This is a genomic window from Rahnella sp. BCC 1045 (assembly GCF_019049615.1).
GTDB lineage: Bacteria > Pseudomonadota > Gammaproteobacteria > Enterobacterales > Enterobacteriaceae > Rahnella > Rahnella contaminans.
Genome location: NZ_JAFMOZ010000130.1, coordinates 21771 through 36925, shown reverse-complemented (window position 1 = coordinate 36925; position 15155 = coordinate 21771). Strand labels below are relative to the sequence as shown.

Annotated in this window: 17 protein-coding genes; 13 read left to right on the top strand and 4 right to left on the bottom strand. The window is 55.4% G+C overall.

Features of this window, described 5'->3' with window-relative positions; all coding sequences use genetic code 11:
- The first annotated feature begins 4 nt into the window (after positions 1-4).
- Complete coding sequence (kup, locus tag J1782_RS14710) at positions 5-1879, top strand: low affinity potassium transporter Kup (RefSeq protein WP_217153403.1); 1875 nt, start codon at positions 5-7, stop codon at positions 1877-1879.
- Between the two features lie 62 nt (positions 1880-1941).
- Here kup and J1782_RS14705 read toward each other — a convergent pair whose 3' ends face one another.
- Positions 1942-2721, bottom strand: coding sequence for a hypothetical protein (locus tag J1782_RS14705; RefSeq protein WP_235937407.1), 780 nt, complete (start codon positions 2719-2721; stop codon positions 1942-1944).
- 207 nt (positions 2722-2928) lie between these two features.
- Here J1782_RS14705 and J1782_RS14700 point away from each other — a divergent pair, with 207 nt between their 5' ends.
- The 6 genes from J1782_RS14700 to J1782_RS14675 all read left to right on the top strand — a co-directional run bounded on the left by J1782_RS14700 (position 2929) and on the right by J1782_RS14675 (position 8563).
- Positions 2929-3696, top strand: coding sequence for a basic amino acid ABC transporter substrate-binding protein (locus tag J1782_RS14700; protein ID WP_165060300.1), 768 nt, complete (start codon positions 2929-2931; stop codon positions 3694-3696).
- A 60-nt stretch (positions 3697-3756) separates the two neighbouring features.
- Entirely contained in the window at positions 3757-4521 is a 765-nt protein-coding gene (locus J1782_RS14695) for an amino acid ABC transporter permease (protein WP_152323849.1), read from the top strand.
- Positions 4508-5230 carry an amino acid ABC transporter ATP-binding protein gene (locus J1782_RS14690; RefSeq protein WP_165060580.1) on the top strand — a complete coding sequence of 241 codons (723 nt, stop codon included), beginning with the start codon at positions 4508-4510 and terminating at the stop codon, positions 5228-5230. Before J1782_RS14695 ends, J1782_RS14690 begins: the two co-directional genes overlap by 14 nt.
- Positions 5231-5365: 135 nt before the next feature.
- Positions 5366-6364 carry an ROK family protein gene (locus J1782_RS14685; RefSeq protein WP_217153402.1) on the top strand — a complete coding sequence of 333 codons (999 nt, stop codon included), beginning with the start codon at positions 5366-5368 and terminating at the stop codon, positions 6362-6364.
- Between the two features lie 98 nt (positions 6365-6462).
- The gene (locus tag J1782_RS14680) at positions 6463-7644 is read left to right on the top strand and encodes an MFS transporter (RefSeq protein ID WP_371819786.1); all 1182 of its coding nucleotides are present in this window, start codon (positions 6463-6465) and stop codon (positions 7642-7644) included.
- Between the two features lie 106 nt (positions 7645-7750).
- On the top strand, positions 7751-8563 hold the full coding sequence (locus tag J1782_RS14675) for a Cof-type HAD-IIB family hydrolase (RefSeq protein WP_217153401.1): 813 nt from the start codon (positions 7751-7753) through the stop codon (positions 8561-8563).
- Positions 8564-8655: 92 nt separating this feature from the next.
- Here J1782_RS14675 and J1782_RS14670 read toward each other — a convergent pair whose 3' ends face one another.
- The 3 genes from J1782_RS14670 to mntR form a co-directional block, all read right to left on the bottom strand.
- Positions 8656-9195, bottom strand: coding sequence for a glycine zipper family protein (locus J1782_RS14670; RefSeq protein ID WP_217153400.1), 540 nt, complete (start codon positions 9193-9195; stop codon positions 8656-8658).
- 14 nt (positions 9196-9209) lie between these two features.
- On the bottom strand, positions 9210-9545 hold the full coding sequence (locus tag J1782_RS14665) for a hypothetical protein (RefSeq protein ID WP_165060311.1): 336 nt from the start codon (positions 9543-9545) through the stop codon (positions 9210-9212).
- A gap of 206 nt (positions 9546-9751) precedes the next feature.
- Positions 9752-10207, bottom strand: a complete 456-nt coding sequence (mntR, locus tag J1782_RS14660) for a manganese-binding transcriptional regulator MntR (RefSeq protein WP_152323961.1) — start codon at positions 10205-10207, stop codon at positions 9752-9754.
- A 188-nt stretch (positions 10208-10395) separates the two neighbouring features.
- Between mntR and J1782_RS14655 the strand changes: the two genes are divergently transcribed.
- The 6 genes from J1782_RS14655 to J1782_RS14630 all read left to right on the top strand — a co-directional run bounded on the left by J1782_RS14655 (position 10396) and on the right by J1782_RS14630 (position 15154).
- Positions 10396-11337, top strand: a complete 942-nt coding sequence (locus tag J1782_RS14655; RefSeq protein WP_152323854.1) for a metal ABC transporter substrate-binding protein — start codon at positions 10396-10398, stop codon at positions 11335-11337.
- Complete coding sequence (locus J1782_RS14650; protein ID WP_217153399.1) at positions 11334-12128, top strand: metal ABC transporter ATP-binding protein; 795 nt, start codon at positions 11334-11336, stop codon at positions 12126-12128. The genes J1782_RS14655 and J1782_RS14650 overlap by 4 nt, the downstream gene beginning before the upstream one ends.
- Positions 12125-12976 carry a metal ABC transporter permease gene (locus tag J1782_RS14645; RefSeq protein WP_152323856.1) on the top strand — a complete coding sequence of 284 codons (852 nt, stop codon included), beginning with the start codon at positions 12125-12127 and terminating at the stop codon, positions 12974-12976. The genes J1782_RS14650 and J1782_RS14645 overlap by 4 nt, the downstream gene beginning before the upstream one ends.
- Positions 12973-13827, top strand: coding sequence for a metal ABC transporter permease (locus J1782_RS14640; RefSeq protein WP_152323857.1), 855 nt, complete (start codon positions 12973-12975; stop codon positions 13825-13827). The genes J1782_RS14645 and J1782_RS14640 overlap by 4 nt, the downstream gene beginning before the upstream one ends.
- A 57-nt stretch (positions 13828-13884) precedes the next feature.
- A complete protein-coding gene (locus tag J1782_RS14635; RefSeq protein WP_217153398.1) occupies positions 13885-14472 on the top strand; it encodes a flavin reductase family protein in 588 nt (195 codons plus the stop codon).
- Positions 14473-14581: 109 nt separating this feature from the next.
- A complete protein-coding gene (locus J1782_RS14630) occupies positions 14582-15154 on the top strand; it encodes a hypothetical protein (RefSeq protein ID WP_217153397.1) in 573 nt (190 codons plus the stop codon).
- The last annotated feature ends 1 nt before the right edge of the window (position 15155 follow it).

Sequence of the window (15155 nt, the reverse complement as noted above, 5' to 3'; positions counted from 1 at the left end):
ACTTATGACACATATAAAAAAGAAATCATCACTGCTTACTGTGACTGTGGCCTGTATTGGTGTCGTGTATGGCGACATCGGTACCAGCCCGTTATATACCCTGCGGGAATGCCTGACCGGCCAGGCGGGCATCACCCTGACACAGAGCTCTCTGTTCGGCTTTCTGTCGCTGATCTTCTGGCTGCTGATGCTGGTCGTTTCGGTCAAATACATCAGTTTTGTGATGCGCGCCGACAACGACGGCGAAGGGGGAATTCTCACCCTGATGTCGCTGGCCGTGCGCAATCTGAGCCCGCGATGGGTGCCACTTATCATGTTTCTCGGGCTGGTGGGCGGCAGTTTCTTCTACGGCGACGGCGTCATTACCCCGGCGATTTCGGTGCTTTCCGCCATTGAAGGGCTGGAAATCATCGAGCCTTCCCTCGATCGTTTTATCATTCCGTTTTCCATTGCCGTTCTGACGCTGCTGTTTTTCATTCAGAAAAATGGCACCGGCAGCGTCGGGAAAATCTTTGCGCCGGTAATGGTGCTGTGGTTTGTCACGATTGGCGTGCTGGGCCTCAGCGGGATCTTGCGTAATCCGCAGGTCTTGCACGCACTGAACCCGTACTGGGCGGTGCACTTCTTTGCGGAATACAAAACCGTTTCGTTTTTCGCGCTCGGCATGGTGGTGCTGTCCGTGACCGGCGGGGAGGCGCTGTACGCTGACATGGGGCATTTCGGTAAAAAGCCGATCCGCATTGCGTGGTTTATTCTGGTCGGGCCATCGCTGGTGATGAACTATTTCGGGCAGGGTGCGCTGTTACTCAGCAAACCTGACGCCATCCAGAATCCGTTTTTCCTGCTGGCACCCGGCTGGGCGCTGATCCCGCTGCTGATACTGGCGACGCTGGCGACGGTGATTGCCTCGCAGGCGGTGATTTCGGGCGTATTCTCCCTGACGCGTCAGGCCGTGCGGATGGGGTATCTGCCGCCGATGCGCATCATCTACACCTCTGATGAAGAGTCGGGGCAGATCTATATTCCGGTCGTCAACTGGCTGCTCTATTTCGCGGTGCTGATTGCCATCCTCAGCTTCAAACACTCCAGCAATCTGGCGTCTGCTTACGGCATTGTGGTGACGGGTACGATGGTCATTACTTCACTGCTGATAGGCATTGTGATGGTGAAAAACTGGGGCTGGAAAAGCGGGGTGGGCGGCCTGATGATGGCGGTCATGCTACTGATTGATGTGCCGTTATTTGCCGCGAATCTGGTCAAACTGTTCTCCGGCGGCTGGCTGCCGGTGGTGATCGGCCTGACGATTCTGCTGATTATGCTCACCTGGAAAACTGAACGTAATCGCCTGCTGAGGCGTTTACGTCAGGATCCGGAAGCGCTCGAAGCGCTGATTGTGTCACTGGAAAAATCGCCGCCGAAACGTGTACCCGGTACCGCCGTGGTGATGTCACGCGGGCAATATGAAGTGCCGCTGGTGCTGCTGCATAATCTGAAACATAACAAGATATTGCATGAGCGCGTGGTGTTACTGACGGTCGCCACGGAAGATGTGCCGTACGTGCACAACGTCCGGCGTGTAACGATTGAGCAGCTTTCGCCGTCATTCTGGCGTGTTATCGCCAGTTACGGCTGGCGGGAAAAACCTAATGTCACTGATATTTTGTACCGCTGCGGGCTGGAAGGGCTGAAGTGTACGATGAATGAAACGTCGTTCTTTATGTCGCGGGATACGTTTGTGCTGGGCGATCCGCGTCCTTGGTATCTCAAAGCGCGGGGGAAACTGTTCCAGGTGTTACAACGTAACTCCCTGCGTGCGCCGGAACATTATCATATTCCGCCAAACCGGTTGATTGAGCTGGGTGCGGTGGTGAAATTCTAAAAGCAAACGGCCCGTTTCCGGGGATGAAATCCGGAAACGGGCCGTGCGGAAAGCAGAACAGTTTAGCTCTGCGGATCCTGAAGTTCAGTGATGTTAGCTGCCTGAGGCGATGACGTCGTGGTATCCGTCTGCGACTGCAACGTGGTGACAGGCACAGACTGCGTAGTGGTCTGGGTTGCCGGTGTAGTCGTGGTTTCAGTCTGCGTGGTGGTAGACGGAGTCGTGGTTGCCGCAGCCGGCGTTGTAGTGGTTTCGGTTTTGGTTGTCGTCGCCGGCGTTGTAGTGGCTGGCGTTGCTGTTGCGGTTGCTGCTACAGGTGCTGTAGTTTCTGCTGGCGTCGTTGCTGATGCCGCCGCTGGCGTTGTGGTTTGCGCCTGAACGTCCGTTGCCGGTGCCTCAATTTGCGTTGGCAGGGCCGGGATCGGTTCTAACGGCACCGACTCTGACTTAGGTTTCGGGATCGGGGTTGTCGCGCGAACCAGGAATGTCGGCTTGAGATTCGCAACGGAATAGGTCACATGGCTGATATCGTTGCGTGACGTTGTCACATCGACAGGCGCAATAGTCACGCGTCCGATCAGTGAACGGGCATAACCGCCGACCTGATGTTTACCTTCCGGAAGCTGCACTTCCACGCTTTCGCCAAGCCCCAGCGCACCGGCATCTTTGCCATCAATGGTGACGTAAATCTGGGTGCCATCGTCAGTTTTGGTCGGAACGTGTGTGACGGTCAGACGCGTGGAACCGAGATCGAACGCCGGTTTTTCAGCGGTTTTGGTGTTTGCGCATCCTGTGAGTGCGAAAACGGCCGCAACGGCGGCCAGGGTGAAACGATAACTCATAGTGCGACGTCTTCCTTTAAGGGATTTTTGTGATCTGCGTACCAATATACCCGATCTCAGGATTGAGATGAATGTCGCCGCGGGGAACTCGGAGGATTCTTCTTATCTGTCTGTCACCCTCACCAAATTTTCGGTTGAAGCGCTTCGTCAATTTGTGTATTTTTATGCAAATTATCTGCATAAAATAACAAACACACAGGAGTGTCCATGTTCAAGTCTTTAGTTCTCACCGGGTGCCTGCTTTCTTCCTTAATCACTTCCGCCTACGCCGCGCAGACCACATATGTGGTCGGTTCCGGCGGCACGTATCGCCCTTTCGAATATGAAAACAGCCAGAAACAGCTGGAAGGTTTTGATATCGACATCATCAAAGCTATCGCTAAAGCGGAAGATTTTGACATCAAACTGGTCAATACGCCGTGGGAAGGGATTTTCGCCACCCTGAATTCCGGTGATCGTGACATCATTATTTCCGGCATCACCATTACCGACAAACGTAAAGCGATGGTCGATTTCTCTGCGCCGTATTTCCCGGCAGAACAATCCATCGTGGTGCCTGCGGATTCCAAAGTGGATTCCGTTGCTGCGCTGAAAGGCCTGAAAGTCGGCGTAGTGAACTCCAGCACCGGCGACATCGTGGTATCTGACGCACTGGGCAAAAACAGCACGGACATCAAACGTTTTGATAACACGCCGCTGATGTTGCAGGAACTGGCGGAAGACGGCATTGGCGCAGCGGTTGGCGACGTCGGCGTGGTGAAGTACTACATCAAATCCCATCCTGAAAAAGCCCTGAAACTGGTGCCGGACAGCAAGTTCGAACGTCAGTATTTCGGCATTGCGGTCGCCAAAGACAACACGGAATTGTTGGGTAAAATCAACGCCGGTCTGAAGAAAATCGTGGCTGACGGCACCTACGCAAAAATCTACGAAACCTGGTTTGATAAGAACGTGCCAACGCTGCCAGCGCAATAAATCCCCCCAGAAAAATATTGATATGCAGGGGCGTGAAAGCGCCCCTGAACAAGGACAGGTATGACCGGATTTCGCTGGGAGATAATCTCAGAATATGCGCCGCTGTTTGTACAGGGCGCGCTGATGACCATCAAATGCACCCTCATTTGCGTCATTTTAGGCACCACCTGGGGCCTGCTGCTCGGCCTCGGACGCATGGCCCGCGCCGACGACGGCCCGTGGAAATATGTTCTGCGCTTCGCCGTGCAATGGCCGGTGCGCATTTACGTCAGCGCATTTCGCGGGACACCGCTGTTTGTGCAGATTATGGTGGTTCACTTCGCGCTGGTTCCGCTGTTCATCAATCCGCGTGACGGGATTTTAGTGACCAACGGCCTGATGTCTTCGGATTTCGCCCGTGCGTTACGCTCCGATTACGGCGCGTTTTTATCCTGTGTCGTCGCGATTACGCTGAACGCGGGCGCTTACGTTTCCGAAATTTTCCGCGCCGGGATCCAGTCGATTGATAACGGCCAGATGGAAGCGTCACGTGCATTAGGGATGGGCTGGGGCAAAACGATGCGCAAAGTGATTTTGCCGCAGGCGTTTCGTCGTATTCTGCCGCCGCTGGGCAATAACGCGATTGCGATTGTGAAAGATTCTTCGCTGGCGTCCGCCATCGGCCTGGCCGATCTGGCTTACGCGGCGCGAACTGTTTCCGGCGCTTACGCCACCTACTGGGAACCCTACCTGACGATTTCGCTGGTGTACTGGGTTCTGACTTTCCTGCTCTCGCTGCTGGTTCAACACATGGAAAAGAGGTTTGGCAAAAGTGATTCACGTTAAGGATTTACAGAAACAGTTCGGTGAAACCCACGTTTTGCGCGGCATCTCGTGTGATATCGCAGAGAAAGAAGTGGTGTGCATCATCGGCCCGTCCGGTTCGGGGAAAAGTACCTTCCTGCGTTGCCTGAACGCGCTGGAAAAACCGAACGGCGGCGAAGTAGTGGTGAACGGTTTCGCGGTTCATGACCCGAAAACCAATCTGAATACGCTGCGTTCCGGCGTCGGAATGGTGTTCCAGCGCTTTAATCTGTTTCCGCACATGACGGTGCTGGAAAACCTGATTATGGCGCCGATGTCGCTGAAAGGGTTGTCGAAAGCCGAAGCGGTTTCACGTGCTGAGAAGCTGCTGCAAAAAGTCGGGCTGATCGACAAAATCGACGCCTGGCCTTCCAGCCTTTCCGGCGGTCAGCAGCAGCGTGTGGCGATCGCCCGGGCGCTGGCGATGGAACCTTCGATCATTTTGTTCGACGAACCGACATCTGCGCTCGACCCCGAGCTGGTCGGCGAAGTGCTGGCCGTTATGAAACAGCTGGCGCTCGAAGGCATGACGATGGTGATCGTGACCCACGAAATGGGCTTTGCCCGTGAAGTGGCCGATCGCGTGGTGTTTATTGATCAGGGTGTGATCCAGGAAGAAGGGCCGCCAGCGCAGCTTTTCACCGCACCAACCAATCCGCGTACCCGCGAGTTCTTGAGTAAGGTGCTGTAATCCGTCATCCGGAGGTGACTTGCCTCCGGATACTTCCTCCTTCTAAACACTTCCCCCTCTGAGTTTTATCGGCCAAAAGTCCGCGCCCTGATTTTGTGCTAAATTACCCTCAAATTCCCCGCATCCCGAGGCACCATGATTACCCCGCAAAACCGTACAACCCGCGAAATGAAGATCAATAACGTGGTGCTGGTCACTCAGGCGTTGAAATCACTGGGCTCGGCGACCAAAGCGGAAGTGGCGGCGCAAACGGGGCTGAGTATTGCGACCTGCGGCGCGGTGCTTAATGAATTACGTCTGACGCGTGAAGTGCTGGCGCTTGAGCTGGAAGAATCCCGCGGCGGGCGGCCTGCGCAGCGTTACGCGTATAACCCCGATTATTTCTCCGTGCTGAGTCTCTATGCGCAGGGCAGCGATGCGGCGGCGCAGATTATCTGGTCGGTGAATTCGGCCACGGGCGCGAGCCTGGCGCAGGGCGAAGTGCGCTTTCTGCCGCTCAGCCTGGAAACGTTTTATCAGCAGATTGCGGGGTTGCTGGCGGATTACCCGAACATTAAAGCCCTCGGTATCGGCCTGCCGGGCGTGGTGGTGAAAGGGCGCGTGGCGACCTGTGATATCAGCGCGTTCGCCGGTGTGGATATCGAACAACAGCTGCGCGAAAAATTCGGTATCTACGTGCAGGCTGACAACGACATGAACTACACCGCCTATGGTTTTTACCGCAGCAGCTGCGCGGGAGAAACCGCGCCGGTAGCCTACATTTTCAAGCCTGACGTGCCTTGCCTCGGCTGCGGAATGGTCATCAACGGGCAGGTGTTGCAGGGCGCCAGTCAGTTTGCGGGCGAGGTGTCGAACCTGCCGTATAAAGATCTCGATAAGCTGCCTGTGGCGGAAGAAATGGCCAAGGTCATTGTCTCGCTCAGTGCCATTATCAACCCGGCGACAATTGCGCTCTCCGGCCCGAAAATCAGCGATGCGCTGATCCCCGAACTTACCCAACGCTGTCAGGAGCATATTCCCGCGCAGCATATGCCCGCGCTGATTTATCGCCCGTCGATGCGGCAGGACTATCTGCAAGGCATCACTGAACTCACGCTGAATAACTACAACCTGCATATCGCTTTCGGAAACTAATCGCGCCTCAGGCGTTGACTTTGCGTTGTCCTGATCAATATACTGCGCACTTATTAAAAGTCTTTTAATAACTATCCAGTACGGCACAGGAGCGCACTTTGTCACTGTCACCTGAATTAGAAAAACCCGCTGAGTGGGTCGGCGCACCGGGCCGCCGTGTGGCTACGCGGATGATATTTTTTGTCACCGGCATGGCGATGGGATTGTGGGGCGCGCTGGTGCCCTACGCGCAGCTGCGAACGCATTCCGAAGCCGGTGCGCTCGGTATGCTGCTGTTGTGTCTCGGCGCAGGATCGTTGTTGTCGATGTTAGGCTCCGGCCGGATCATCGGCCGATTCGGTTGCCGCGCGGTGATCCTCGCCGCCGTGGTGATGTATTGTCTGATGATGCCGCTGCTGGCGACATTCAGCGATATCCGGCTGATGGCGCTGAGTCTGTTCATTTTCGGCATGGGCATCGGGCTGGCGGATGTGGCGGTCAATGTGCAGGGCACGATGGTTGAACAGGCCGCGGATAAACCGCTGATGTCGGGATTTCACTGTCTGTGGAGCGTCGGCGGGATTGCGGGCGCGGGTGGCGGTGCGTTGTTGCTCAGCGCCGGTATCACGCCGGTGGGCAGCACATTTTTCGCCATCGTGCTGGTGATTTTGGGGACGGCGTTTTCGTGGCGCAGCCTGCTGCCGTTCGGGGCGCACGAGGAAAGCTCGCACGAAGGTAAAGCTAAAGCACGGCCTAATTTCCGTCTGATCCTGATGGCGGTTATGGCGATGATTTGCTTTATGGCGGAAGGCGCAGTGCTCGACTGGGGCGGCGTTTTCCTGACCCGCGAGCGCGGGCTGGCGCTTGAACATGCGGGATGGGGATTTGCGGTGTTTGCCATTGCGATGTCCGTGATGCGCCTGACCGGCGACGCGATTGTCAGCGCGCTGGGCCGTAAACGCGTTCTGGTGATGGGCGGAATTCTCGGGATTGCCGGTTATCTGATGGTGATCCTGCTGCCGGGCTGGTTCCTGCCGGTTTGCGGTTTTGCGCTGGTCGGGATTGGTGCGGCAAACATTGCGCCGGTGCTTATCACGCTGGCCGGTCAGGAAAAAGTGATGCCGGTGAACATGTCAGTGGCGTTTGTCGCAACGCTCGGGTATCTCGGAATTTTGGGTGGTCCGGCGCTGATTGGTTTTGTCGCGCACCTGTCGAGTTTGTACGTGGCGTTTTCCGCCGTCGCTGCCGCATTCCTGATCGTGACGTTCGGCGCGTACAAATTAAAATATCAGGCTGATTAATAAAAGTTTATAACTGAGTGGCATCTTGCCAGCTGGTGTGCAGAACCCCGCCAGCCTTTTTTTGTTTATGATGATTGTTTCAAATCCGACCCTGTAAGGAGCTGTAATGGCCGTAAAACTTATTGCCGTCGACATGGATGGCACTTTCCTGGATCAGAATGGTGAATATAACAAAGCCCGTTTTCGCGGGCAGTATGCGCAAATGCTGGAGCGCGGTATCAAGTTTGTCGTCGCGAGCGGTAACCAGTATTACCAGCTGAAATCCTTCTTTGATGACATCGATGAAGAGATCGCTTACGTGGCGGAAGGCGGCGGTTACGTCGTCGATAAAAAGCAGGAAATCTACTGCGGCAAGCTTGAACCTGAACAGGTCACGCTGGTGCTGGACTGGATCAGCCGCACGCCGGGGATCAACACGATTGTCTGCGGCAGGCTGGGCGCGTATGTGCTGGAAGGCACGCCCGAAGCATTTATCAGCCGGATGCGTCGCTACTATCATCGTCTGACCAAAGTGCAAAGTTATGCAGAAATCAGCGATACGATTTTCAAATTCGCGCTGAGCTACGTGGAAGACGACGTTTACCCGCTGATGGGGGAAATCACAGAACAGCTCGGCGGGATTGTCGCGCCGGTGACCAGCGGACATGGATCCGTTGACCTGATTATCGCCGGGAATCATAAAGCCAGCGGGCTGCGCAAAATCCAGCAGATTTACGGTATCCGTGATGATGAAGTGCTGGCGTTCGGTGACAGCGGTAATGACCTGGAAATGTTGAGTTACGCAGGCTACGGTTTTGCGATGGAGAATGCGTCCGCCCCGGCAAAAGCCGCAGCGAAATATCGCGCGCCTTCCCATGAAAACGAGGGGGTACTTGAGGTGATTGACGATGTATTCAATGCGCGTCCGCCGTTCGCATGACTGACGCAAACCGGCGCTAAATCCGGTTAAAACGAAAAGGCTGCCGCAGATTACGGCAGCCTTTTTTTATTGCCTGTGTTATTGCTTAGTGTTTACTGAACGTAATCAGGCGGAACGCCGTTGTCGCCCGGCTGAGACGGATAGTAATCCGGCGGTACCGGGCTTTGCGGCGCAGAGTCCTGACGGTCGCTGTAGCTGGCGTCCACCGGCACTTTGTTGCCTTTGGCGTACATGCACTGGGTGTAAACCGTATCGTACTGATCCTGCAAATCGCCGCTGCTGGCACCGGCACTGTTATTGCCCATCGCGCTGCCGATTAGCAGCCCGCTGCCTGCGCCAATCAGCGCGCCAGCACCCGCCTGATGTGACGCCGCGCCCAGCAAAGCACCGGCTGCGGCACCGACCGCGGTGCCTGCCGCCGCAGTATTCACCGCAGTATTATTGGCCGTTTGTGCACCGCCGTTCACGCTGGCGTAGGCCGCATTCCGGCAGGACATTTCATCCCTCTGAAACTGCTGATAATCCTTTCCCGTACCCGGTAAAACCATTACGTCCGGGCGGGTCGGGGGAGATACGCAGCCGGAAAGCGCTGCGGCCAGGGTGATAACCGCCAGCGGAGTAAACCTGTTCATGACATTATCGCCTGTTAACGTGGAGCGGAATCACCCACAACGACCTTCATCCAGCCGCGCGCACAGCGTGGAACTTGCGGGTAATATCCCGCCGGATTCTGGCAGTAGTAAGCATAATTTGGTGTTTTCTCGACGTAAGTCTGCGGTTGCGCAGGCGCAACATAGACAACCGGCGGTGGCCCGTAATACACCGGCGGCGGCGGGCCCCAGGGAATACCGACAACAACACGCGGTCCGCCATACCAGCCGCGGCCGTAATAGCCATGACCGTAATACCCATAGGCGAAAGACGCAGAGCTGGCTGACATCAGCGCGCCAGCGGTAAGCATCAACAACAACAGCCTTTTCATAACCACCTCGAAGCACATTGACCGGATGCACGGAGCGGAAAAAATGACACCACTCCTGAGGCTAAAGATACGCTTCAGGGGTGTAAAAGGTTGGCAGGAGAACTGGGGGAATGTGACAAGAGTTTGGGTGTAATTGTGTATAAAAAATTCAGGGAGATACGTTTGTTGACGAACTGCCCGCTGCCCTGCGCAGACGGGCCAAAAAGTCACTTTTTCGCGCTGATTTCCTGGCTTGCGGTAAAGCGCCGGAAAGCGGCCAGCGTTTCGTCGCTGACATGATGTTCCACACCTTCCGCATCAAGGCGCGCCGTTTCTGCGCTGATGCCCAACGCGATGAAAAAGGCTTCAACGACGTTATGACGTTCGCGGTTTTCCGCCGCCAGTTTCTCACCTTCCGGCGTGAGGAAAGTGCCGCGATACGGCAGCTGATGAACCAGCCCGGCGTTAGCCAGACGTTTCAGCGTTTTCGCCACCGTCGGCTGCGAAACGCCCAGACGTGCGGCCAGATCGACCTGTCTTGCTTCACCAAATTCATGAATTAAGTCTGAAATCAGCTCAACGTAATCGTCCATTAATTCGCGGCGATGCGCCTCGCGCACCTGTAAAAAACCCTGAGCGTGTTCTTCCACATCCAGTAATGGATTTATTTTTTTATCTTTCACTACGCCTGCCTCTTTCTTGCTCAACGGTTTTCCACCGCAGCCGCGCTCACCGCAGCAATCCGTGCATTGTAAACCAAGTGCACACATCTACCAATTTCTGAAAACTTTGCCTTGGCTATGGAGTATAGCCTGTGCTATACCTGAATAATAAACCGCCGGTTGTTGTGGTGTTTCACAGGAGAACGTTGATGGGAAATGGACAGAGCCTCTTAAAATTATTCAGTTATTCACCGTTTCGTTTGCGTCTGATGCTGATCGGTATGATTGTTGCGCTGATCACCGGAAATGCGACGGCGGCAGAGAAAGACAAAAAAAAGTTCAAAGTGGTGACGACCTTCACGGTGATCCAGGACATCGCGCAGAACGTCGCCGGAGATGCGGCGACCGTAGAGTCGATCACCAAGCCGGGCGCGGAGATCCACGATTATCAGCCGACGCCGCGCGATATCGTCAAAACGCAGTCTGCGGATCTGATTCTGTGGAACGGTTTTAACCTCGAACGCTGGTTCGGGCGCTTTTTTGCCAATATCAAAGATGTGCCATCGGCGACGGTCACGGACGGCATTACGCCAATGCCAATTCAGGAAGGGCCGTATCTCGGTAACCCGAATCCGCACGCCTGGATGTCCGCGAAAAACGCACTGGTCTACGTCGAGAATATCCGCGCCGCGCTGGTGAAATATGATCCGGAAAACGCCGCGACCTACGACCGCAATGCCAAAGATTATTCGCAGAAAATCATGCAGCTTGATGCGCCGCTGCGCGAACGTCTGGCGAAAATCCCGGCCGGTCAGCGCTGGCTGGTGACCAGCGAGGGCGCATTCAGTTATCTGGCGAAAGATTACGATCTTAAAGAAGCGTATCTGTGGCCGATCAACGCCGAAGAGCAGGGCACGCCGCAGCAGGTGAAAAAGTTGATTGATTTGGTGCGTCAGCAAAATATCCCGGTAGTTTTCAGCGAAAGTACGATTTCGGATAAACCGGCGAAACAGGTCAGCAAGGAAACCGGCGCGAAATATGGCGGCGTGTTGTATGTCGATTCGCTGTCCGCCGCGGACGGCCCGGTGCCCACGTATATTGATTTGCTGAAAGTGACGGTCGGCACGATTGCGCAAGGGTTCGGGCAATGAATGACTCGCGGCTTCACCTCAGGGTTGATGATGTCACCGTGACCTACAGCAACGGTCACACCGCCATTGAAGACGCGAGTTTTACGCTGCACGGCGGCTCGATTTGCGCGCTGCTGGGCGTTAACGGCAGCGGCAAATCCACGTTATTCAAAACCATTATGGGCATTATCCGGCCGACGCACGGCAGCGTGACGCTGGATGGCCTGAACGTCGCTAAAGCGCTGAAGCAGAATCTGATCGCTTACGTGCCGCAGTCCGAAGAAGTGGACTGGAATTTTCCGGTACTGGTGCGTGACGTGGTGATGATGGGGCGTTACGGCAAAATGTCGTTTCTGCGTATTCCCTCGCAGGAAGATAAAGATCAGGTCGCGTCGGCGCTGGCGCGTGTCGGGCTGACCGATCTGGCGCATCGTCAGATTGGTGAGCTGTCCGGCGGCCAGAAAAAACGTGTTTTTCTCGCGCGCGCGCTGGCTCAGCAGGGGCGCGTTCTGCTGCTTGATGAGCCTTTTACCGGCGTGGATATCAAAACGGAAAATGCCATTATCGAACTTCTGCGCCAGTTGCGTGAGGAAGGGCATCTGATTCTGGTGTCCACGCACAATATCGCCAGCGTGCCGGATTTCTGCGATCGCGTGGTGCTTATCAACCGGACGGTGATGGCCGCCGGTGAGCTGGAAGCCACGTTTACGCATCAGAATCTGGAAAACACCTTTGGCGGCGCACTGCGCAATATCGGCTATTTAGTGCAGAAAGAGAGCCTGCCGGAGACAGCGGTAAGGCGGGTGGTATGACCGAACTGCTGCTTGAGCCGTTTCAGTATAATTACATGGTCAAAGCCATCTGGGTCAGCGCGGGCGTGGGCGCGGTGTGCGCATTTTTGTCGGCGTATCTGATGCTCAAAGGCTGGTCGCTGATGGGGGATGCCTTATCCCATTCGGTCGTTCCGGGCGTGGCGGGCGCGTATGCGCTTGGATTCCCTTATGCCGTCGGTGCTTTCGGCACCGGCATTCTGGCCGCGCTTTCCATGACGCTGCTGCGCCATTTCACCAAACTGCGAGAAGACGCGATTATTGGTTTCGTCTTTTCCACGTTCTTCGCACTCGGCCTGCTGCTGGTGTCGCTTAACCCGACGTCGGTCAACGTCCAGTCGATCCTGTTCGGCAATATTTTAGGCATCGATGACGCGGATATTTTGCAGGTGCAGATCATCGTTGGCATTTCGCTGGTGGTGCTGTGCGTTATCTGGCGGGATCTGCTGGCGGTCTTCTTCGATGAAGCGCACGCCGTGTCGGTCGGGCTTTCTCCGCTGAAGCTGAAAATCATTTTCTTCACCATTTTCAGCGCGTGCAGCGTGGCCGCATTGCAAACCGTCGGCGCGATTCTGGTGATCGCGATGGTGATTACCCCCGGCGCGACGGCGTATCTGCTCTCTGACCGCTTCTCACATTTGCTGATTATTTCGGTGATTATTGGCGCGGTCACCAGTGCGGCGGGCGCGTGGCTGAGTTATTACCTGGATGGCGCGACCGGTGGCGTTATTGTCTGCCTGCAAACCGTCGTCTTCCTGCTGGCGTTTCTGTTTGCGCCGAAACACGGCTGGCTGGTTAATCACTTCCGGCTCCGCAGGAGCCGCGCATGATGAGCTGGCTGGATGTTTTGCTTGAGCCGATGGGCTTCGAATTTATGCAGCGCGCGCTGCTGACCGCGGCGGCGACCAGTATCGTCTGTGCGATTTTTTCCTGTTTTCTGGTGCTGAAAGGCTGGTCGCTGATGGGCGACGCCATTTCTCACGCCGTTTTACCGGGCGTGGTGCTGGCCTATCTGGCGGGTATTCCGCTGGCCATCGGGGCGTTTGGTTCCGGGCTTTTCTGCGCCGTCGCCACCGGTTTTATTAAAGAGCATTGCCGGGTAAAAGAAGATTCAGTGATGGGCATTGTGTTTTCCGGAATGTTCGCCGCCGGGCTGGTGCTTTTCTCGCGGGTGAACACCGGGCAGCATCTCAGCCATATTTTGTTTGGCAACGTACTCGGCGTAACGGACAGCGAAATGCTGCAAACGCTGATTATCGCGGCAGTGGTGACGCTGGCTATCCTGTTCAGATTTAAGGATTTGGTGCTGTTTTGCTTTGACCCGGTTCAGGCCAAAGTCATCGGGTTACCGGTTCGTTTTTACCACTACGCGTTGCTGTGCATGCTGGCGATGACCATTGTCGCGGCGCTTCAGGCGGTCGGCGTGGTGCTGGTGGTGGCGATGCTGATCACACCGGGTATTACCGCATTTCTGCTGTGTAAAACATTGCCGAAAATGGTAATGATTGCAGTGACGGTGTCACTTTCCGCTGCAGTGTCAGGCACGTTTATCAGCTTTTATATTGATGCCGCGACGGGGCCGACAATTGTGCTGATTCAGGCGCTGTTTTTCCTGCTGGCGCTCACGGCTAATTTACTGCGAAAATCCCTAAAACCGCGACAGTCCGCACCGATTGCGTAGTGCTGGCCGGGCTGATTTGCCATGCTGTTTTCTGACATTATTTGCTGAGAGATTCTGATGACCCCACAATTTGCGCCCGTCGAACTGGAAAAAGCCTACCGCCTGATCAACCACGGAGCCACCGCGCTGGTATCCGCCCATCACGCGGGCGTGGACAACGTGATGTCAGCGTCCTGGGTGTGCGGGCTGGATTTTAAACCAGCAAAACTGACGGTGGTGATCGATAAAATCGCCCGTACCCGCGAGCTGATTGAGCAAAGTGGTTATTTCGTGATTCAGGTGCCAACGGTGGCGCAATTGCAGATGACGTACGATCTGGGCACCAGAACGCTGCGTAACGATCCGGGTAAATTACAGCATTGCGGCGCAGAGCTGTTTCGTATGGAAGGGCACGGCGACCTGCCGTTTGTCGCCGGTTGCTCTGCGTGGCTGGCGTGTAAGCTGATCCCTGAGCCGCACAACCAGCAGGCGCATGATCTGTTTATCGGTGAAATTGCCGGTGCCTGGGCGGATACCCGTGTATTCAGCAACGGTCACTGGCATTTCGAAGGCGCCGATCCGTCCCTGCGCAGCTTGCATTACATCGCAGGCGGCCAGTTCTATGCCACCGGCGAAGCCCTGAACGCCAATACCGATCTGGGCTGATATTTCTGACGGGGCATATTCTTCGCCCCGTTTTCCCTCTGCGCGCCAATCCTCCAAACCTTTGCCATAATCACACCTGAAGAAAGTCATCAACAGGAAGATGAGACGCATGCAAATTACGAAATCCGATCATCATGACATTGCTGAGATCCTCAGTATTTTAAGCGGCTCCAGAGGCGATAATCTGACGGCGCAGCAGCGCGGAGAAGAAGGATTTACGCAAGGAACGATGGACGCTGAATTGCTGGCAAAATTCCAGTCAGGCAGTGGCGTGTTTGTCAGCCGTGATGAACATGAAGGACAGCCGGTGATTACCGGTGTGGCGATGACCACGCGCGGCAGTCTGGCGAAACACGGCCCTGCGCAGGCAGCGTATAACGCGATACTTGCCTCCGGTGTGGCGACGGCGGAACAGATTTTTCTCTATGGGCCTGTCAGTGTCAGAAAGGCATATCGTGGTACAGGATTACTGACGAAACTCCTTATACATATTTGCGATGCGCTGAAAGAGGACTTTGCGCTGGGTGTGGCTTTTGTTGATAAAGAAAATCATAAATCCCTGCTCATTCACCGGCATTACCCGATGACAGAAGCGGGCGAATTCTCGCTGAACGGCAGGGAATATGTCATTTTTTCTTTCGAACCGCGTCACGTGCTGGCGTTTTATCAGCATCGTGCGTGAT

Coding starts and splice junctions, on each gene's coding strand:
- kup (WP_217153403.1), top strand. CDS start 5: ATGACACATATAAAAAAGAAATCATCACTGCTTACTGTGACTGTGGCC.
- J1782_RS14700 (WP_165060300.1), top strand. CDS start 2,929: ATGTTCAAGTCTTTAGTTCTCACCGGGTGCCTGCTTTCTTCCTTAATC.
- J1782_RS14705 (WP_235937407.1), bottom strand. CDS start 2,721: ATGAGTTATCGTTTCACCCTGGCCGCCGTTGCGGCCGTTTTCGCACTC.
- J1782_RS14655 (WP_152323854.1), top strand. CDS start 10,396: ATGGGAAATGGACAGAGCCTCTTAAAATTATTCAGTTATTCACCGTTT.
- J1782_RS14645 (WP_152323856.1), top strand. CDS start 12,125: ATGACCGAACTGCTGCTTGAGCCGTTTCAGTATAATTACATGGTCAAA.
- J1782_RS14635 (WP_217153398.1), top strand. CDS start 13,885: ATGACCCCACAATTTGCGCCCGTCGAACTGGAAAAAGCCTACCGCCTG.
- J1782_RS14685 (WP_217153402.1), top strand. CDS start 5,366: ATGATTACCCCGCAAAACCGTACAACCCGCGAAATGAAGATCAATAAC.
- J1782_RS14640 (WP_152323857.1), top strand. CDS start 12,973: ATGATGAGCTGGCTGGATGTTTTGCTTGAGCCGATGGGCTTCGAATTT.
- J1782_RS14675 (WP_217153401.1), top strand. CDS start 7,751: ATGGCCGTAAAACTTATTGCCGTCGACATGGATGGCACTTTCCTGGAT.
- J1782_RS14630 (WP_217153397.1), top strand. CDS start 14,582: ATGCAAATTACGAAATCCGATCATCATGACATTGCTGAGATCCTCAGT.
- J1782_RS14665 (WP_165060311.1), bottom strand. CDS start 9,545: ATGAAAAGGCTGTTGTTGTTGATGCTTACCGCTGGCGCGCTGATGTCA.
- J1782_RS14670 (WP_217153400.1), bottom strand. CDS start 9,195: ATGAACAGGTTTACTCCGCTGGCGGTTATCACCCTGGCCGCAGCGCTT.
- J1782_RS14650 (WP_217153399.1), top strand. CDS start 11,334: ATGAATGACTCGCGGCTTCACCTCAGGGTTGATGATGTCACCGTGACC.
- J1782_RS14695 (WP_152323849.1), top strand. CDS start 3,757: ATGACCGGATTTCGCTGGGAGATAATCTCAGAATATGCGCCGCTGTTT.